General features: G+C 58.7%; 17 protein-coding genes. 7 read left to right on the top strand and 10 right to left on the bottom strand.

Annotation, left to right across the window (positions count from 1 at the left end; all coding sequences use genetic code 11):
- Positions 1 to 90 precede the first annotated feature (90 nt).
- Positions 91 to 519: an OsmC family protein gene (locus K6N12_RS17045; protein ID WP_097623850.1), complete on the bottom strand. Its 429-nt coding sequence runs from the start codon at positions 517 to 519 to the stop codon at positions 91 to 93.
- A 145-nt stretch (positions 520 to 664) separates the two neighbouring features.
- Here K6N12_RS17045 and K6N12_RS17040 point away from each other — a divergent pair, with 145 nt between their 5' ends.
- Genes K6N12_RS17040 through ku (K6N12_RS17030) form a run of 3 tightly spaced genes read left to right on the top strand, consistent with a single transcriptional unit; the run spans position 665 to position 2,043 of the window.
- Positions 665 to 925 carry a hypothetical protein gene (locus K6N12_RS17040; RefSeq protein WP_097623849.1) on the top strand — a complete coding sequence of 87 codons (261 nt, stop codon included), beginning with the start codon at positions 665 to 667 and terminating at the stop codon, positions 923 to 925.
- Positions 926 to 939: 14 nt separating this feature from the next.
- Positions 940 to 1,173 carry a DUF2188 domain-containing protein gene (locus tag K6N12_RS17035; protein WP_003570400.1) on the top strand — a complete coding sequence of 78 codons (234 nt, stop codon included), beginning with the start codon at positions 940 to 942 and terminating at the stop codon, positions 1,171 to 1,173.
- 18 nt (positions 1,174 to 1,191) lie between these two features.
- The gene (gene ku, locus K6N12_RS17030; RefSeq protein WP_097623848.1) at positions 1,192 to 2,043 is read left to right on the top strand and encodes a non-homologous end joining protein Ku; all 852 of its coding nucleotides are present in this window, start codon (positions 1,192 to 1,194) and stop codon (positions 2,041 to 2,043) included.
- Between the two features lie 44 nt (positions 2,044 to 2,087).
- Here ku (K6N12_RS17030) and ku (K6N12_RS17025) read toward each other — a convergent pair whose 3' ends face one another.
- A complete protein-coding gene (ku, locus tag K6N12_RS17025) occupies positions 2,088 to 2,891 on the bottom strand; it encodes a non-homologous end joining protein Ku (protein ID WP_097623847.1) in 804 nt (267 codons plus the stop codon).
- 447 nt (positions 2,892 to 3,338) lie between these two features.
- Between ku (K6N12_RS17025) and K6N12_RS17020 the strand changes: the two genes are divergently transcribed.
- Complete coding sequence (locus K6N12_RS17020; protein ID WP_097624164.1) at positions 3,339 to 4,673, top strand: O-antigen ligase family protein; 1,335 nt, start codon at positions 3,339 to 3,341, stop codon at positions 4,671 to 4,673.
- Between the two features lie 101 nt (positions 4,674 to 4,774).
- Here the strand turns inward: K6N12_RS17020 and K6N12_RS17015 are convergent, their stop codons facing one another.
- Entirely contained in the window at positions 4,775 to 5,920 is a 1,146-nt protein-coding gene (locus tag K6N12_RS17015) for a right-handed parallel beta-helix repeat-containing protein (RefSeq protein ID WP_097623846.1), read from the bottom strand.
- A gap of 589 nt (positions 5,921 to 6,509) precedes the next feature.
- Here K6N12_RS17015 and K6N12_RS17010 point away from each other — a divergent pair.
- Positions 6,510 to 8,354: an acyltransferase family protein gene (locus tag K6N12_RS17010; RefSeq protein WP_131711070.1), complete on the top strand. Its 1,845-nt coding sequence runs from the start codon at positions 6,510 to 6,512 to the stop codon at positions 8,352 to 8,354.
- A gap of 52 nt (positions 8,355 to 8,406) precedes the next feature.
- On the opposite strand, the gene K6N12_RS17005 is transcribed toward K6N12_RS17010, so the two are convergent.
- Positions 8,407 to 9,057, bottom strand: coding sequence for an esterase/lipase family protein (locus tag K6N12_RS17005; protein WP_097623845.1), 651 nt, complete (start codon positions 9,055 to 9,057; stop codon positions 8,407 to 8,409).
- Between the two features lie 169 nt (positions 9,058 to 9,226).
- Here K6N12_RS17005 and K6N12_RS17000 point away from each other — a divergent pair, with 169 nt between their 5' ends.
- Positions 9,227 to 10,246: a LacI family DNA-binding transcriptional regulator gene (locus tag K6N12_RS17000; RefSeq protein ID WP_097624163.1), complete on the top strand. Its 1,020-nt coding sequence runs from the start codon at positions 9,227 to 9,229 to the stop codon at positions 10,244 to 10,246.
- 33 nt (positions 10,247 to 10,279) lie between these two features.
- On the opposite strand, the gene K6N12_RS16995 is transcribed toward K6N12_RS17000, so the two are convergent.
- The 6 genes from K6N12_RS16995 to K6N12_RS16970 all read right to left on the bottom strand — a co-directional run bounded on the left by K6N12_RS16995 (position 10,280) and on the right by K6N12_RS16970 (position 16,035).
- Positions 10,280 to 11,290 carry a zinc-dependent alcohol dehydrogenase family protein gene (locus K6N12_RS16995; protein WP_097623844.1) on the bottom strand — a complete coding sequence of 337 codons (1,011 nt, stop codon included), beginning with the start codon at positions 11,288 to 11,290 and terminating at the stop codon, positions 10,280 to 10,282.
- A gap of 88 nt (positions 11,291 to 11,378) precedes the next feature.
- Positions 11,379 to 12,167, bottom strand: coding sequence for an L-iditol 2-dehydrogenase (locus K6N12_RS16990; RefSeq protein WP_097623843.1), 789 nt, complete (start codon positions 12,165 to 12,167; stop codon positions 11,379 to 11,381).
- A gap of 136 nt (positions 12,168 to 12,303) precedes the next feature.
- Positions 12,304 to 13,362 (bottom strand): carbohydrate kinase family protein, encoded by a 1,059-nt coding sequence (locus K6N12_RS16985; RefSeq protein WP_097623842.1) that lies wholly within the window; start codon positions 13,360 to 13,362, stop codon positions 12,304 to 12,306.
- Positions 13,362 to 14,033: a D-lyxose/D-mannose family sugar isomerase gene (locus tag K6N12_RS16980; protein ID WP_097623841.1), complete on the bottom strand. Its 672-nt coding sequence runs from the start codon at positions 14,031 to 14,033 to the stop codon at positions 13,362 to 13,364. The genes K6N12_RS16985 and K6N12_RS16980 overlap by 1 nt, the downstream gene beginning before the upstream one ends.
- Positions 14,033 to 15,187, bottom strand: coding sequence for a Gfo/Idh/MocA family protein (locus tag K6N12_RS16975; protein WP_097623840.1), 1,155 nt, complete (start codon positions 15,185 to 15,187; stop codon positions 14,033 to 14,035). The genes K6N12_RS16980 and K6N12_RS16975 overlap by 1 nt, the downstream gene beginning before the upstream one ends.
- A gap of 23 nt (positions 15,188 to 15,210) precedes the next feature.
- Positions 15,211 to 16,035 (bottom strand): class I fructose-bisphosphate aldolase, encoded by an 825-nt coding sequence (locus K6N12_RS16970; protein ID WP_018072509.1) that lies wholly within the window; start codon positions 16,033 to 16,035, stop codon positions 15,211 to 15,213.
- A gap of 341 nt (positions 16,036 to 16,376) precedes the next feature.
- Here K6N12_RS16970 and K6N12_RS16965 point away from each other — a divergent pair, with 341 nt between their 5' ends.
- Positions 16,377 to 17,690: an ABC transporter substrate-binding protein gene (locus K6N12_RS16965; protein ID WP_222134984.1), complete on the top strand. Its 1,314-nt coding sequence runs from the start codon at positions 16,377 to 16,379 to the stop codon at positions 17,688 to 17,690.
- Positions 17,691 to 17,697 lie beyond the last annotated feature (7 nt).

The raw sequence follows: 17,697 nt of genomic DNA, 5'->3' as shown, positions 1-17,697 counted from the left end.
TCATCGCTTTAGATGCCCAAGCATAGAAGCCGGGCATGGGCCGCGCAATCCTCTGCCGGCAATTGTCTATAAATATTATATAGATTGAACCTATGCCGATATCGTCGTCGAAAAATCGGGGTTGCCGCGGATCGTATTGCTCACCGTGCAGATCTCGTCTTCGGCCGCATGGACGATTCTCTGCCGGGTCTCCTCATCGATATCGCCTCTGATCGAGAAGGCGATATTGAACCTCGCAACGCGCGAAAGGCCTTCCGTCGCCTTCTCGCCGGTGACCTCGGCGGTGATGCCGCTGATCCTGTCGAGAACGCCCATCTGGCTGGCGGCCATGCGGGCGCTGAGCACGAGGCAGGCCGAGAGCGAGGCATAGAGCAGGTCGAGCGGATTGAAACCCGGCTGCGACGGCGCGGTGACGATATCGATCTCGCCTTTGGTGGCGGAGGTGACATGCGGAAAACCGGTGCGGCCGAGAGCGGCGGTGGCGCCGGTCGGGCGGGGGCGGGCCTTGAGATCGACCATGGTGAAATCCTTTGACGAACATTCTGCAGATGGCAATCGCCGCCCGGCGCCGCAAGAGGCAAGTGCCACCCATCGGTTTCGGAACCTTTCCATCCGTCATCAGTTGATTACACCTGAACGAAATCGGTGCCAAAGGTGGATTGCGATGCCTGATGTCCGCAGTATGGATCGCCAAGGCCGGCGCATGGACGCCCGCGATCGGCTGATCGTCGCGCTTTATGTGCAGCTGAAGGCCGAGCGCGAAACACGCGAGACGCTGGAATGGGCGATTCGCAACGGCGCCGTCTCACAAGAGGTGCTGGAGGCGATCGCGGGCGATCCGGTGCCTGTCGTCACCAGCGAGGATATCGCCTCCGTGGAGAAGATCATCGCCCTCGACGAGCGGCGCAAACCAAATCGGAACTAAAGAGGAGATCCGAAATGGCCGATATCACCTATCAGGTCGTGCCGCATGACAATGGCTGGGCTTACAAGCTCGGCGACACGCTTTCTGAAACCTATGCCACGGCCGATGAAGCGATCGTTCACGCCAGGGACGCCGCGTCGCGCCAGAAGATCGGCGATGGCGACGCGCTGCTCGCCTATCCCGCGCCTGACGGACGCGGCTGGGCCTTTCAAGAACTCGAAACCGACAAGAGCAACAGTCGGCTCTGATTTGCGACGGAGGATGGAATGGCCGCGCGGGCAAGCTGGAAAGGTCATCTGAAAGTGGGCGACCTTGCCTGCGCCGTCGGGCTTTACACCGCCATTTCCTCCTCCGACCGCGTCTCCTTCAACATCATCAATCGCAGGACCGGCCACCGGGTGGAGCGGCAATTCATCGACAGTGAAACCGGCAAACCGGTCGAGCGGGACGACCAGGTCAAGGGCTACCAGTTGGAGAATGGCGATTACATCGTCATCGAGGGCGACGAGATCGCCGCACTCATGCCGGAAAGCGACAAGGTGCTGAATATCAAGGCTTTCATCGCCTATGACGGCATCGACAAGCTCTATTTCGACCGTCCGTACTATCTCGCGCCCGTAGACGAACATGATGAAGAGGCGCTGGCGCTGATTGCCAGGAGCATGCTTGACGGCAAAGTCGCAGCACTTGCCGAAGCCGTGCTTTTCCGACGCAACCGGACGCTGCTGATCCGCCCGCATGACGACCACATCGTCGCGACCATGCTGAACTTCGACTACGAGGTGCGCTCGGCCGACAGCGTCTTTGACGACATTCCCGACTTTAAATTCGACAAGGAGATGCTCGAGCTCGCAGGCCATATCCTCAAGACCAAGCAAGGCACCTTCGAGCCGAGCGAATATGAGGATCGTTACGAGGCTGCCCTCGTCGAGCTGGTGAAGGCAAAAATCGAGGGCCGGGCACTGCCAAAGAAAAAGCAGCCCCGGGAAAGTAAGGTCGTCGACCTGATGGAGGCGCTGCGACAGAGCGCCGGGCTGAGCGGCAAGGCCACTGCAAAGAAGGCGCCAGCGAAGAAGGCACCGGCACGCAGCGACAGCCGCAGCAAGAAGGCGAGCTGAGCTGGCTTTTGAGATCTATCGAGTGAAATGCCCTCACCTTTTCGCTAATGCGGTTTGCGCCCGTCATCCGCGGCAAGGCTCTTCTTCAGCGCATCCATGATGTTGATGACGTTGCCGGTCGATTTCACCGGCGCGGGCTTTTTCGCGGGAGCGGCCTTCTTCAGGCTCTTTTGCTTGCCGCGGATCATCGATTTCAGGCGCTTCTGGATCGGATCCTGCACCATGGCCGGGCTCCAATCCTTGGTCTCTTCCTTCACCAGCCGTTTCATCAACGTTAGAAGCTTGCTGTCGATCTCGGCCTTGCTGTCGAGTTCGGTCACCGGTTCACGCACCTCGTCGCCATAACGCAGCGTCCAGAGAATGATGCCCTTGCCCTGCGGCTCCAGGAGCACGGCACGCTCGCGACGATAAAGCACCAGCCGGGCGATGCCGACCACATCGTTTGCCTTCATTGCCTCACGAATGACGCAGAAGGCTTCCACCCCAACCTTATCCTCGGGCGCCAGAAAATGCGGTTTGTCGTACCAGATCCAGTCGATCGAGCCGCGCGGCACGAAGCTGTCGATATCGATGGTGCGGGTGCTTTCGAGCCCGACCTCCTCGATCTCCTCGTCTTCCAGCAGAACATAGTCGTCCTCGCCGCGGGGATAACCTTTCACCTGATCCCGGTCGGCGACCGGCTTGTGGGTGACGCTGTCGACATAGCGGCTTTCGACGCGGTTCTTCGTCTGGCGATTGAGAACGTGGAAGCGCACCTTATTGCTTTCGGTCGTCGCCGGCGTCAGCGAGACGGCTGCCGTCACCAGCGAGAGCTTGAGGTAGCCCTTCCAGAATGTCTGACGTGCCATGTCTGTCTCCCGGACACGGTTGGACATCGCATTCAACGGCGGAGCCGATGTTTGGTTCCGAAAATTGGGTGCGCCGTAAAATCGCCTGGGTAGTGCCAATAGTCCAGAGTCGATCGGATGGTTAACGGCGCGACATGATGACATGATTATATCGGCTGGATTCGCGGAATGAGTTCGCTTAAAGTCGCGCCGCATGGCGAAGTGAGACGTGCCGCCTCGAGAAGCTTGGGGCCACTGGTCAAATTGCCCTGGCCAGATCGCCCACCGAAACGGGCAGTTTGGGAAACTAGGACGACGTTATCGAAACCGCCAAAAACGAATTCGTTCTTCGCGAGCGGAAGCCGAGGATGCGCAGATCAGTTCCCGCCTCCGTTCAATCGAATACCGGCATCGCCTTGATCGTGGCGAACAGCCGGGGTTCTGCAGATTGATTTATATGAGCCCTTGATGACGATAGAAAATGCAGCTTTGGCAAGACACCACTATCCGGCGGGCTACCACCGGCAGTCTGTGCCTCGGTGGCGCGTCCGGCGCGATGTGCTGGCAAAGCTGGTCCTTACGATAGCATTTTACGCGTCTCTATGGCGGGCGACAGGCATGTGGTACGGCCTGCCTGCAAACTTCGACGACGGCGCCGCGGTCGACCCGCTGCCGATGAAAATATTGCTCTACGGCCTTATCCCTTTGTCAGGATTATATTTTCTGTTGGAACAGAAACAGTTCCTACGGGTCTTTTCAAGGTTTTCGCCGTTCATCGTGGTTGTCGGCATTTCCTGCCTGACATCGATCGTCTTCTCCATCGACAAGACCGCATCCTTAAAGGGATTGGCTGCGGTCATCGTTCTCGCCATCCCGCCTCTTCTGTACCGCGCGCGCTACGGCAATGTCGAAGCCTTCCGAGTCCTCGGGCGTTTTGCGATTGCCGCCGCATTCATCAACGTTCTCTACACAGCAGCTTTCCCACAATTCGCCATCATGCGTGGCAGCTATGCGGGCATGGTCAAAGGCGCATTTTATCATAAGAACACGTTGGGGCAGTTTTGCTCGGTCAGTTTTGTCTGTCTGCTATCGACGGAGAAATTCGGCCGGCTTCGTTACAGTACCCTGGTACGCTGGGCTGCAATGCTCTGCCTTCTCGCCTTGATTGTGGCAACGAAGTCCTCGACGGCTGTCGTCTTGACGATGTTCGGCAGCATGATGCTGTATGGCATTCGCGTTATTCACATTTACCCGAACCGCCTTTTTCGTTCCTTCGTCGTTTTCCTGTTGTTCGTGATCATCGGGTTCGGCGCCAGCTTCGTTTACCTCGGCGTGGCTTCAGCGGTTGCAGAAGCATTCGGCAAAGATATTACTTTCTCCGGTCGCACCAATATCTGGGAACAGCTATTGCCATTGATCTGGGATAGGCCCCTAACAGGTTATGGGTTTGCGATGTTTCGTCAGCCCGATGTCATGGAAGAGTACGTCAAGGTTACCTTCGATGCACGATCGACCCATAACACCTATCTTGAGCTAGCGCTCAATATCGGCATTCCAGGCGTTACCGCATGGACGTTGTTTGCGCTGACCCGCGTGTTCCGGAAGATGACAATCGTCGACCCCGATCCGGCAGAATCCGGCGCCAGGCGAAAGGAGATTGTTATCATCATCCTCATCATGCTTGGAGCCATGACCGAGGCAGGCATGATGCTGGCACCTTTCATTTGCTGGCCACATATGGTCATCGCACTCTCGGAACTGCGTCCCAGGTTGCGAACAAACCGGAATCAACGCCAGCCTTGAGGGAGGGTGTGTTCGACGTCTGGCGATAGAGCGCCTCATTCCGTCCTTCTTGTCGCATCGGTCAATATCGTCGGCCGCCGGATGGGCATGCGAGCAGCCGTTCAAATCGAGAAATACCGCTTCTGCCAGGGCAGCATGTTTTCCTGCCACGCACGCGGCGTGAAATCGTCATAAGCAGTCTCAGCGATCGCCAACATCCAATTCTGCTCCTTGCGGGCCAGCAAGACGCATGACAGTTCCATGCCGGCTTCGACCGTTATAGATGGCCGGTTTGCGCCCGGTATATCGATCCCCTTGTTACGCCACTGGATGCGGATTTCGTCGGGCTCGGATGTCCATTCACCTGAAGAAACGGAAGCCTTTCCGTCGGGTTTGACGCGAAGCGGCGGCGGAGTGACGTTCAGAAAGCTGCCGTCATTGAAATAGTTGCCGTCAATGTCCCCCGCAGTCGCCTCCCCGTTTCCCTTCAGCAGAATGCCCTGCTTGCACCGCAGGAATATGTTGCGCCGAAAGCTTCCGGACCATGGTCGATTGGCGAAAAAAGCGATGTCACATTCGCTGATGACGTTATCGTGGATATTCATATCTTTGCGAAATGCCAGATTCTGATCGGAATAACCGCTCAAACTCACGCCGCGATTGCTGTTCTCGATCCTGTTGTCATAAACATGGTGGCCGGCATGGCTGACTTGATCGCCAACTCCATAACCGAAGGAATAATCGTTCATCCTGCCGTCGCGCATGATGTTACTGCGCACGACGGCGTCGTCGCCGATCGATGAAAAAGAAAAATTCTTCCCGCCGATGAAATTATATTCAACGAGGTAGTTTCGGGTCCTGCCGCAAACCAGCGCCCCCTTGTTCGAGGTGCTGGTCGGTCTTTGTAAAAGAAGGTTGCCCCGGACCACCACATTGGAACTTATATAGCTATCTTTGTTTTCGTAGGCGAATTGGCAACAATCCGCTCCTTGGCCGGGCGCTGCGCCGACGCGGTTGTTTTCCAGCAAAACATTCGACGTCATCGTAAGGTAAATGCCGTCGCCGTTCACATTTTCTGTTTCGCAGCGCCTTACGACAAGATTCTTGCCGTTGTGAAATTTGAAGCCGCGCGGAGAGTTCTTGACCACCACGTCTTCGACCACCGTGTCGGAAAACACCTGATAAGCGACGCCGATATCCTCAGCACCGTCGATGACCTGCCCCCGTGTGGATGCTCCATGAATTTTCTTTCGCAAGATGGCGGGCATCAGATCTTCCTTCGATACGCTTGTCGCTGACAATAGTGAGCGACGGTGTGGCGGATGTTTGAATATCTGAAAATTATCTTCACCTGAACGGCCGCTGAGAATCTCTGCACATAGACCAATAGAGACAGTCCGCCCCGATTATCGCGTTCAACCAGCCGACGCCCTCGCAGCGAGTTGAAGTCGCATTGCATCTCGGGTCGAGGATCGGCCGGTACCGGGCTCGTCACATGTTCGCCCGATTTTTCCTGCATGGCGTTCTGGCAACGCCGCCGCTGCGTTTCAGCAGCTCATTTTAATCGCCCGTCAGTCTTCTTCTGTGGCCTGAGTTGGGGACCGTTGAAAGGCAGCTGTTTAGTCAATCACTGTTGAGTTGATGGACGCCATTCTTCTCCTCGTCGGCGCCATCGGACCAGTGGTAAAAAAAACACTATCTCGAAAACATAGATGACCTTGCGCTCGCTCGCTGGGCCTCTATCTCTGGGCCGAAAGCGCCTCTAAGGCGAGTTGTTTTCATTTTACCATGACTCTGGTTGCATATTGATCGGTCTCACGTTACGAAATCCCGGGAGGCCAAACACCGAGGCCGACAATGATTACGCATCGTCAAGATATCGACGGCCTGCGAGCCGTAGCCGTCATTTTTGTGATTCTTTATCACTGCGGATTTGATCGCATTCTCCCCGGCGGATTTATCGGGGTGGACATTTTTTTCGTGATATCGGGCTTCCTGATAACAAAAATAATCCTCGCCGAAGTAAGCGATGGCCGATTTTCGATCGGCAACTTCTACAGCCGTCGGGCCAAACGAATTCTTCCCGCTGTCGTGGCCATGTATGCTGTCGTGATGGCGGTTTCGTATTTTACGATGCTGCCTGACGAAAGCCTGCGGGTCTTCAAGTCAGTGACGTCCTCCGCGCTCTTTGCTTCCAATGCCTATTTCTATTTGACGACTGGATATTTCGATGATTCCGCGGAATTCAATCCGGTCCTGCACACATGGTCGTTGTCGGTCGAAGAGCAGTTCTACGTCATTTTTCCGCTGATCGTCATGGCAGCGAGCCGTTATGGCCGCAGGGCAACCGGGATAGCCATTGCGGGACTTTTCGCAGTCAGCATCATTGCTTCCATCATCGCTGTTCCAATCAACCGCTCTGCAGCTTTCTATCTTGTGCAATATCGCGCGTGGGAGCTGCTGGTAGGCTCCCTCATCGCAGCACCGGCATTGACGAAATTTTCCGATATGCGGATCAATAATGCGCTTTCGGCAATCGGCGCCTTGGCGATCGGCCTCAGCGCGCTGCTGTTGTCGAAAACCTCTGAGTTTCCAGGGCTAATGGCCTTACCCGCGACGGCAGGCACGGCTCTTATCATCTGGGCGGGTCCAGGCACGCTGGTCAGCAGGCTTCTATCATTGAGGGTCGCCACCTCGATAGGTTTGATCTCGTATTCCCTCTATTTGTGGCATTGGCCGATCTGGGTGTTTTCGAACCAGTACGGGGCGTGGGAGCATGGCTGGCAATTGGTGCCCGTCGCTTTGAGTTTTGTCGTCGCATATTTCTCGTGGCGATTTATCGAAACGCCCTTCCGAACGATGCGATACCGGCCTCTGGTGTCCGTGGCCGCCGGGGCTGCCTCAATTGCTTCCGTAGCAATGCTGGCATTCGTCGGGCAACTCGCCGCCGATCAAATGAAGGACGACAACAAGCTCGTTGAGCGGGTGGCGGAATTTGCCGATTACGACCCCTCGAAAGCCTTCCGCAGTGGAAAATGCTTCCTTACGTCAAACGACGGTATCGAAAAATACGATCGTGATACCTGCTTGGCTCTCTCAAATAGTCAGCAAAACATAGCGCTCATCGGTGATAGTCACGCTGCGCACCTATATCCGGGCTTGAAAACGCTGCCGGGGACCAACGTCCTTCAAGCTAACGCATCAGGATGCCGTCCTACTCTTGAAGCCGAAGGCGAAGAGCGCTGCCTAGACCTCATGAACTACGTCTTCAAAGAGTTTTTGCCGAGCCACAAGGTCGATGTTCTCGTGTTGGCCGGACGCTGGACTGAAGATGACGTCAAACTCATCAGAAAGACGGTGGACTACCTCTCACCCTTTGCCAAAAAGATCGTCGTCTTCGGACCAGTGGCAGAATATAAATCTTCCCTGCCGCGGCTGCTCGCTCATAGTCTCTATGAGAAGCAGCCATTTCATGCCGCCGATCATTTGGCGCCTCGGCAGCGCATCGGTGTAGATATTCACGACGCATTGGCCGGAAGCGGAGCAATGTACATCTCCACCTATAAGACCATGTGCAATCCCGACTGCATCGTGTGGACAAAAAGCGGGGACCCGGTGCAATTCGACTACGGGCACTTCACCGCTGACGGCTCCCGCCTGCTGATTTCAAAGGTCAAGCAGGACCTCATCGTTCAACGGTGAGGTCAGCCCACGCTGTGCGTTTTGAAACTGTCGATGAGGCAACTGTCGGTGTTCAGCTTGCGAACCGTCCATCCTGCAGAAACGACAGGGCTTGCCTCCACATGATCTTGTTGACCGGCAAGAAAGTGTGGTTGGCGGGAATGACGATATGCGCCGCGGCGCCGTCGAGGCGTGTGCTCTCCACCGACACCTTTCCATCATTCGGAATTCTAAGGCCGATGATCAGGGAAGAGACCGGGTCGATGGTCCGGTTCCCCGCGATGATGCCAAGTTCGTAATCGACCGTGCCGAACAGCTTGGTCATTGCGGTTTGATCGGTAATCAGCTGCTGCCCTGCCGGTCCATAGAACTTCCTGTAGAGCGGCCAGGTCTTGAGGAAATCGGCGATCTGGCTGCCGTTGTTCGGCGTTCCGACCATGACCACTCTTCCCAACTTCGGCGGGCGATGGTTCCGGAGAAAAGCACGGATAAGCAGCCCACCCATCGAATAACCGATGAAATGCACACGGCCGTCGCCTGCCTCCTGCACAGCCGCGTCGATCTGCGGCCGAACGATGTCGACAAGGTCGCCGATCGAAAACCTGGTGGAGGGGTAACCGACATTCGCAACCCGATACCCCTTCCCGGACAGGAAGGCTGCGAGCTTCTCCATGCTTTTCTTCGTCCGGGCAATGCCGTGAAAAAGGATGACTGTGTCGTTCATCAGGTGTCCATGCCGAATAGCCATTCATTCGAAATGGCTTGGTTGTGGCGTACGAATTGCTTAGATCGGAATCGATTTAAGGATAAGTTGTGCAGCATTCAAACTGCTGCAGCGTCCTTTGCGCAGCTGCAAAGACGCTCAGTGCTGCACAAAGAGAGAAATGCGGGCCGTGACGACCAGCATCAGACATATCGCCAAACTTGCAGGAACGTCGGTCTCTTCGGTCTCGCGTGTGCTCAACAACAGCGGCTACGCCTCGCCTGAGCTCCGGCATCGCGTAGAGTCGGCGATCCGGACACTGAACTACACACCCAGCAAGGGTGCCCGTATGCTGCGCGGTGCACCAAGCCGGATGATCGGGCTGATGCTGCCGTCGATTGACGTGCCGTTCTTCGGTATCCTCGCCCATGCCATCGAACAGGAACTGTTTCAGCACGGCTATCAGACGCTGATCTGCAGCACGGCGGAAAATATGGATCACGAGGCGCGCTATATTTCCATGCTGCTTGCCCAGCGCGTCGACGGTGTCATCGTCGCAAGCGCCTTCGGCAGCATCGAGCATTTCGGGGTGCTGCGGGATGCCGGTATACCGATCATCGCCATCGACCGTGAGCTGAGCGGCATCGCCGACGACGCTGTCATGGCCGATCATGCGGAAGGCGGACGGCTGATGGCGCGCCATCTGATCGACCTCGGCCACCGGGCGATCGCCATCGTCGGCGCGCCGGCACACAGCCAACCTATCCAGCTTCGCCTTCAGGGCATCACGGCGGAAATGGCCAAGGATGGCATCGCACCTGCCATCGTGGCGATGGCGGAAGAGCACAGCTTTGCGGAAACCTACCGACTGGCGCGAGAATTGCTGGCGTCTCGACCTGAGGTCACCGCGATCATCGGCACAACCGACGTTTCGGCGATTGCCGCAATCCATGCCGTCCAGGATCGCGGATTTTCCGTTCCGAACGACTATTCGGTCGTCGGCTTCGACGACCTGCCGGAGGCAGCCTATGTCTTTCCGCGGCTGACAACGGTCGCGCAGCCGATCCGCGATGTCGGGCAGCAAGCAGCACGGTTACTGGAAGCGCTGATCGAAGAGCACCAGACAGGGGACGCATCTCGGCAGGGTGCGATCGTAAAGGTGCCGGTCACGCTGATCGAGCGCGATTCCACCGGCCCCATCCGCAGCTGAGCAGGCGGTGCGGATCAGAGTGGCGCGGCGAAGCTAGGGTCGGACGATGACCTTGATCTCGCCCGGTAATGGCACGTTGCCCACCACGTCGGCGACCTCCTCGAGACCGATGGTTTTGGTGACCAGCGCGTCCAGCTCCAATGCCCCGTTTGCTACCATTGCAGCAGCGCGCGAATGGGTGAAAGGATTGAGGTAGGCCGGCCTGATATCGACTTCGTTCACCAGCAGATCGAAGGGCAGAACCGGCACCTCGACACCTGCCGGCGTGACCCCGAAAAGCACGAATGTGCCACCGCGCCGCGCCATCCTCAGACCGCTTTGAAGCGTATCGGGCACGCCGGCGCACTCGATGACCACGTCTGTGCCGCCTTTGGTAACCTCTCGCACGGAAGCGATCGTGTCGGAGGAGGCCGGGTCGAAGGCATGTGTCGCCCCCAGGCGCAAAGCGGTTTGGCGTCTCGACTGCTGGCGCGTGATCAAAATGATCTCGCTCGCCCCCGCCAGGCGGGCGAGTTGCACCATCAGCAGACCGATCACGCCCCCGCCGAGGATCGCGACGCTTTCACCCGCACGGATCCTTGCCTTGTCGATGGCGTGGATACAGCAGGCCAGCGGTTCACTGAAGGCGCCGTGAACGGGATCGAGGTTGGCCGGCAACACGAAGGCCTGCGCATGCGGCACCGCCACATATTCCGCAAAGCCGCCATCCCGCGTCACGCCGATGGCAGTCAAGCTCTCGCACAGGTTCGGCCGCGCCTGCGTGCAAGCCGGACAGATGCCGCAGGCGATATTGGGGTCGACCGTCACGAGCTCCCCGCCGCTAAACCGTGTCACACCATCGCCGATCTCTTCCACGATGCCGCAGAATTCGTGGCCCAGCGTGACGGGGATCGCTGTCGGATATTCGCCCTTGTACATGTGGCGATCGGAACCGCAGATGCCGGCTGCTGCCACCCGGATAAGCAGCTCGCCTGGCCCGGCAACCGGTTTCTCAACGTTGCGCATGGTCAAAGACCCGATCGACTCCAAGCGTACAGCCTTCATTCCACTCCCCCAGACCTAAAGTTCGATTGCCGGTCGTGCTGATGAAGCCGCCTTGTAGGATGATGCACCCGCGACGCGGCTCAAGCGCTCAGCTCATGACATTGCCGCCGTCGACATTGTAGCACTGCGCCACGATATATGCTGCATCAGGCCCGGCCAGGAAGGCAGCCATTGCAGCTTGTTCTTGGGGAGCGCCAAATCGTCCGGCGGGAACGGCGGCAGCCACGCGGCGCTTGACGTCACCGGGTTTCAAACCTTCCCGGCTGCCGAGTTTTGCATCGACGACGTCCCACATCGGCGTATCGACGACACCGGGAGCGATGGCGTTGACGTTGATGCCGTAACGGATCAGCTCCAGAGCGCAGCTTTGCGTGATGCTGATGACCGCCGCCTTGGATGCGCAGTAAGCCACAGCAGGTCCTTCGCCCCGACGCCCCGCCTGGGACGAGAAGTTGATGATGCGTCCACCTTCCCCTCTCTCCACCATGTGCCGGGCAACGGCCTGTGTCATGAAAATCACGCCTTCGATATTGACCTGAAATACCCTAGCGGTGCGCTCCCGGGATATTTCCAGAATGGACTCGACCTCGTAAATGCCTGCGGCATTGACCAGGATATCGATCTGACCGGCAGTGGCGATGGCGAAGCGTGCAGCTTCTTCGATGCTGTCCTGGCTGGTCACGTCAAGCGCCACACCCCAGGCATGCGGACCGATCGCTTCCGCCACCCGTGCGCATCGTTCACCGTCGAGATCCGCCACGACAACCCTGGCGCCTTCGGCGGCGAAGCGTTCGCATACGGCCTTGCCGATACCGCTCGCTCCCCCTGTGACCAATGCCACCTTGCCCGAGAGCCGCGCCGTTTCCGTATGGGTCATCGTACTGCCTCCCCACTCGGACCTGCGCCGGCAAGGGTGCCATGCGCGGCTGCCATAGTGAATAGCTTCATGTCTGCTCCTCCATTCTGACTGGATGGTTATTGGAACCGCCCTCTCCTGAGGCGACACCAATGGGCTAAGCGGATTGCGGGCTCGCCTCCTGCGCCTCTGGAAGGAGCACAGACATGTCGGGGATGCCATCGGTGGCCGTCGCACCCGCGAGGCAATGCGCAGCGGCAGCATGGGCGACGGCGCAAATATGCTCGACCGGCCAGTTCTCATGCAGACCGTAGAGCACGGCGGCACAGAAGGCGTCTCCTGCGCCGACCGTACTGACGATGTCATCAGGATCGACGGGTCGTGAACGCGTCATGATCGGGGAAGCGCCTGATGCAAACCAGAAGCAGATTTCCGGTGCATGGATGATCGCGCCTTTGGTGACGCCTGCGGCAAGCAGGCGCTCGCCCGCTTCCAAAAGCCCCGCCTCGATCAAATCTCCCTTCGCGTCGCGAACGACAACATCGGTTGCCCGACCCGCCTCCATCTCGTTGATGATCAGATAATCGCAGAAGGGCAGAGCGACGCCGACCTTGGACGCAAATTCCGGGTCTTCGCTCGATACGAAATCCACGCAGGTCGTGAGCCCGGCGCGGCGCGCAGCCTCCAGCAGGCGCGACGCTCCCGAACGACCGTCAGGGCCGATGCGGTCGAGACCCGGCAACAGCATGAGATAACCGAGATAGAACAGCCGATAGCCGGCCTCAGCGAAGGCGGCTGGTGAGACGAGCTCATCCGTGACGGCATCGTTGGCGCCGCCATGATAGAAGAAGGTGCGGTTCTGGCCGGGCACATTCATGACATGCGTATGCGCCGTCACCCGGTCGGCAAGCGCGGTCAACCCACCGACATCGACGCCGGCAAGTGTAAGGCGGGCCTTGACGATCTCCCCGTCCTGATCAGCGCCGATGCATCCCGCCGCCGCCAGCTTTCCGGGAAATCCGAGCGAGGCCAGATCGGTGACGACATTGGCCGCCCCGCCGCCCACGCCCAGATCCTGGTGCAGGATATGCGCGAGGTTGCCCTGTTCTGGCCAATAGGACAGGGTGTGGACGCGATCGACGATGAAGTTTCCCGCGCAGACGATGCCGCCGTGCTTCTGACTATCGCGATCGCAAACCTCCTCCCCGGCTCGCATCAGCTGACTCCTTCATTCCACAAGGGTCTCAGCGGCGGCTCATCTTCCTCGATCGCGGCAAAGCGCCCGATCGGTTCCAGAAAGAAATTGTCGCTGTTGTCGTCGTTGACCTGACTGACCTCGCCGACAAGGACAGGTCCGCCCCCTTTCCTGCCGTAAAAGCGGTGGTAAAGCCCGGTGCGGATCGTCACGCTTTGGCCAGGCTCAAGAATCAGCGGCTCCCATGCCGCGAGCCGGTGCGGCAGCCCGTCGACCGGAACCGTCACATCCTCCGTCAGCACATTGCCATCGGCGTCGGTTGCGGCGAATTCGATGACGAGATCGCCGCCGGCGCGATTGATGATGTCTTCCATCTTCGCCGCATGACGGTGGGTCGGCGTAAGCTGCCCTTCCTCGACGAAGAGCAGCTTTTCGGCATAGGTCCGCTCACCCCAGATATCAACGATGCCATTGCGCAGGCAAAACAGCACGAGGCCGCATTCGGCGAAGCGGTTCGAGCCGAAATCGGTGACATCCCAACCCAGCTGATGGGCGCGCAAATAGGCCGATGCCTCGGGATGAGCGGCAAAATCCGCCGCCGTCCAGGAACCCCATGCCGGCAGGGACCAATGCCAGCGCTCGAGGGTCTCGGTTGCCCGCAGCAAGGCGGCGTTGATCGCGGAGCGCTGCATCAGACGGACACCCCGTCATACGCGACCGGCACCACGACGTCCTCGCGACCGGATTTGAGGGCTGCCGTCAGGACCGCATGATGCGCCTGCGCCTCGGCCGGCGTCGCACAGCCGAAACCGTTCGCATCCCCGCCGGCAAGCTCATCGACGAAGGCCGCCCACATCTGCTGTATGGCGTCGGCAAAACCGAATTCAAAGATCTTGCCTGTGATGGCCGGAAACAGCGAGCCATAACCGAGATCCTCGGTGCTCCAGGCCTGCGCTCCGCCATTATAATCCATCCACTGCCACTGGCGCGGCGACTTCGTGCTGAAGAATGCGCTTTTCTTCATGCCGAGAACCCTGATGTACCAGGTGTTGGATTCGCCGGGCGCGATGCGCCAGGTTTTCAGCACCATCGGGAAATCCTGATCCCCAGTGCGTACGCGGCTGCTGATCGTGGCATTGTCCCAGGTGGTGCAGGGCAGCATGCCGCCCTTGCCGTCGGGACGTTCGGTAACCTTCTTGACCAGTTGCGCATGCAGGGTCGTCGGGCGCCAGCCGAGACGCAGCGGCACGTGCAGCACATGCATGCCGAGATCACCCATGCAGCCATAGTCGCCATTGATCTCGGCCATACGCTTCCAGTTGATCGGCTTCTGCCGGTCGATATCCGAAGAGTGCAGGAAACCCGCCTCGACTTCGATTATATCCCCCATCTCGCCGCTTTTTGCGAGCGCGATGACCTTCTGTGCGCCGGGGAAGAAAGGCATTTCCGACGAGCAGCGGACCAGGAGTTCGGGATGCTCGGCGAGAACCGCCATGATTTCCCGATTCTGCGCGGCGTCCATGCCGAAGGGTTTTTCGCCGAGAAGATGTTTTCCGGCCTTCAGGACGTCGATGTAGAATTGCTGGTGCAGCACATGCGGGACGGCGCAATAGACCGCATCGACCTCGGGATTGGCCAGAAGCTCCCTATAATCGGCGGTGAACTGCCGAACCGTCGGTACATGATCCTTGAACCAGTCGAGCAGCGTCGCGTTGGTATCACAGACGGCGACGATTTCCGGTCGCGCCTTCACATCGGCCAGATGCAGCCAGCGCGCCGCGGCACTCGCGAATTCGCGCCCCATCAGACCGCAGCCGATGACGCCGAAGCGGAATATTTTCGTCATGACATGCCCTCCCCAGACGCGCGTCAGCCAATATGAAGCGAGGCTTGCTCGACGGAAGCCTTGTCATGGACGATTGCCATCAAGGCCCGCGTCATGCCGCCGGGATTGTGATGCTGGATGACGTTGCGGCCATAGACGATGCCACGGGCGCCTTGCTCCATCAACTGCTTGGTGCGGATCAGGATTTCCTGATCGGAAACGCGGCCGCCGCCGCGCACCAGCACCGGCAGGCCCTGGGCGATTTCGACCACGCGGTGATATTCCTCGACATTGTCGCAGGGGTCGGCCTTGATGATATCGGCGCCGAGTTCAGCCGCCTGGCGCACGAGCGGCAGGATCTTGTCGATCGCGCCGTCGACCATATAGGCGCCCTTGGAATTGTCCTGCATGACGAGCGGCTCGACCATCAGCGGCATGCCGTAGATCTCGCACTCGCGTTTCAGGCTGTTCACATTGCGCACGCAGGCGCGGTAGACTTCCGGCTGGTCCGGCAGCATCAAAAGATTGACGACGACACAGGCAGCATCCAATGCAACGCCCTGTTCCACCGCCCTGTCGATCATTTCGGAAAACAGCTGAGACGGCAGGGGATTGCCATAGATGTTGGCGATGTCGGTGCGCAGCACCAGCGCCGGGCGATGCTTGCCGGGAATAGCCTGCAGCATGGGCGCCGTCCCCGGCGGCAGTTGGATGGCATCCGGCGCCGCTTGCGCGATCACCTCGATGGCAGTCTTCATGTTCTCGATGCCGGCGAGGAAAGTCCGTTCATTGAACATGCCGTGATCGATAGCAACGTCAAAACAATTTCCAGACACGCCGAAAAGTCGGTTCAACCGCGCGGATTTCATCAGCTTCCTCCCAATATGGCAACGTTTCCACATTCGAATAAACGCAGGAGAATTGCGAGTCAAGAAAATGTGGTAACGTTTCCATATTCGCTTTAATTGTCCATTTGGCGCGCTGAATTCGCCTCATCAGCCATGCAGGCCGTCGCGGCCCTGAGTCAGGCGGGGCCGCGCTGATACAATTGCAAGAGATCAGAATCGTTTACGGTCGGAGATTTGCATAAGAGTATCGGTTTTTAGCTCCTCAAGCGCTAGTTTGCTCCCACTGGCCATTTAAATTGCATCCCACGCTCACCTTTGGAGGAATGGCTGACGTTTCGGGGTGAGTTGTCTTGGGAGGATCCATGAGACATTATTTGGCAGGCGCACTCGGCGCCTTTATTTCCGTAGCACTCAGCTCCACCGTTCTGGCTGAAACGCTGACAATCGCGACCGTGAACAACGGCGACATGATCCGGATGCAGAAGCTGACGGATGACTTCAAGGCGAAGAATCCGGGCATCGACCTTGAATGGGTAACCCTCGAAGAGAATGTGCTGCGCCAGAAGGTCACGACCGACATCGCGACCAAGGGCGGCCAGTACGACGTGCTGACGATCGGCACTTATGAAGTTCCGATCTGGGCGAAACAGGACTGGTTGCTGCCGCTCGACAATCTCGGCGCCAACTACGACGTCGACGACCTGCTGCCGGCCATCCGCAGCGGCCTGACTGTAGACGGCAAGCTCTATGCTGCGCCGTTCTATGGTGAAAGCTCGATGGTCATGTACCGCAAGGACCTGTTCGACGCTGCCGGCCTGAAAATGCCCGACGCGCCGACCTGGGACTTCATTGCCGACGCTGCCCGCAAGATCACCAACAAGGACAAGGAAGTCTACGGCATCTGCCTGCGCGGCAAGGCCGGCTGGGGCGAGAACATGGCCTTCCTGACGGCCATGTCCAATTCCTTCGGCGCCCGCTGGTTCGACGAGAAGTGGAAGCCGCAGTTCGATCAGCCGGAATGGAAGGACACGCTCGATTTCTACGTCAAGCTGATGAAGGATGCCGGCCCTCCGGGCGCCTCCTCCAACGGCTTCAACGAGAACCTGGCGCTGTTTCAGACCGGTAAGTGCGGCATGTGGATCGACGCAACGGTTGCCGCTTCCTTCGTCGCCGATCCGAAGCAGTCGCAGGTCGCCGACAAGGTCGGCTTCGCGCTCGCCCCGGACAAGGGCCTCGGCAAGCGCGGCAACTGGCTCTGGGCCTGGAGCCTCGCCATCCCGGCAGGTACCCAGAAGGCCGAAGCGGCTGAGAAGTTCGTCGCCTGGGCAACCAGCAAGGAATACAGCAACCTCGTCGCCGAGAAGGAAGGCTGGCTGAATGCACCTCCGGGCACCCGCAAATCGCTCTATGCGAATGCGGACTACCAGAAGGCGGCGTCGTTTGCCAAGATGACGCTCGACTCGATCGAGGCGGCCGATCCGACCAAGCCGACCGTCAAGCCGGTCCCCTATGTCGGCGTCCAGTTCGTGGCGATCCCGGAATTCCAGGGCATTGGTACGGCGGTGGGTCAGCAGTTCTCGGCAGCCCTTGCCGGCCAGATTTCGGTCGATCAGGCGTTGAAGAGCGCCCAGCAGCTGGCAACCCGGGAAATGACCAAAGCCGGCTACATCAAATAACAACCTC

The sequence above is a fragment of the Rhizobium redzepovicii genome, from assembly GCF_019793435.1.
Taxonomy (GTDB): Bacteria; Pseudomonadota; Alphaproteobacteria; order Rhizobiales; family Rhizobiaceae; genus Rhizobium; species Rhizobium redzepovicii.
This window is presented reverse-complemented; position numbering and strand designations above follow the sequence as displayed.

Excerpts from the sequence above, each read along its gene's own strand:
- K6N12_RS17045 (WP_097623850.1), bottom strand. The coding sequence starts at position 519 with ATGGTCGATCTCAAGGCCCGCCCCCGCCCGACCGGCGCCACCGCCGCT.
- K6N12_RS17040 (WP_097623849.1), top strand. The coding sequence starts at position 665 with ATGCCTGATGTCCGCAGTATGGATCGCCAAGGCCGGCGCATGGACGCC.
- K6N12_RS17035 (WP_003570400.1), top strand. The coding sequence starts at position 940 with ATGGCCGATATCACCTATCAGGTCGTGCCGCATGACAATGGCTGGGCT.
- ku (WP_097623848.1), top strand. The coding sequence starts at position 1,192 with ATGGCCGCGCGGGCAAGCTGGAAAGGTCATCTGAAAGTGGGCGACCTT.
- ku (WP_097623847.1), bottom strand. The coding sequence starts at position 2,891 with ATGGCACGTCAGACATTCTGGAAGGGCTACCTCAAGCTCTCGCTGGTG.
- K6N12_RS17020 (WP_097624164.1), top strand. The coding sequence starts at position 3,339 with ATGACGATAGAAAATGCAGCTTTGGCAAGACACCACTATCCGGCGGGC.
- K6N12_RS17015 (WP_097623846.1), bottom strand. The coding sequence starts at position 5,920 with ATGCCCGCCATCTTGCGAAAGAAAATTCATGGAGCATCCACACGGGGG.
- K6N12_RS17010 (WP_131711070.1), top strand. The coding sequence starts at position 6,510 with ATGATTACGCATCGTCAAGATATCGACGGCCTGCGAGCCGTAGCCGTC.
- K6N12_RS17005 (WP_097623845.1), bottom strand. The coding sequence starts at position 9,057 with ATGAACGACACAGTCATCCTTTTTCACGGCATTGCCCGGACGAAGAAA.
- K6N12_RS16995 (WP_097623844.1), bottom strand. The coding sequence starts at position 11,290 with ATGAAGGCTGTACGCTTGGAGTCGATCGGGTCTTTGACCATGCGCAAC.
- K6N12_RS16990 (WP_097623843.1), bottom strand. The coding sequence starts at position 12,167 with ATGACCCATACGGAAACGGCGCGGCTCTCGGGCAAGGTGGCATTGGTC.
- K6N12_RS16985 (WP_097623842.1), bottom strand. The coding sequence starts at position 13,362 with ATGCGAGCCGGGGAGGAGGTTTGCGATCGCGATAGTCAGAAGCACGGC.
- K6N12_RS16980 (WP_097623841.1), bottom strand. The coding sequence starts at position 14,033 with ATGCAGCGCTCCGCGATCAACGCCGCCTTGCTGCGGGCAACCGAGACC.
- K6N12_RS16975 (WP_097623840.1), bottom strand. The coding sequence starts at position 15,187 with ATGACGAAAATATTCCGCTTCGGCGTCATCGGCTGCGGTCTGATGGGG.
- K6N12_RS16970 (WP_018072509.1), bottom strand. The coding sequence starts at position 16,035 with ATGAAATCCGCGCGGTTGAACCGACTTTTCGGCGTGTCTGGAAATTGT.
- K6N12_RS16965 (WP_222134984.1), top strand. The coding sequence starts at position 16,377 with ATGAGACATTATTTGGCAGGCGCACTCGGCGCCTTTATTTCCGTAGCA.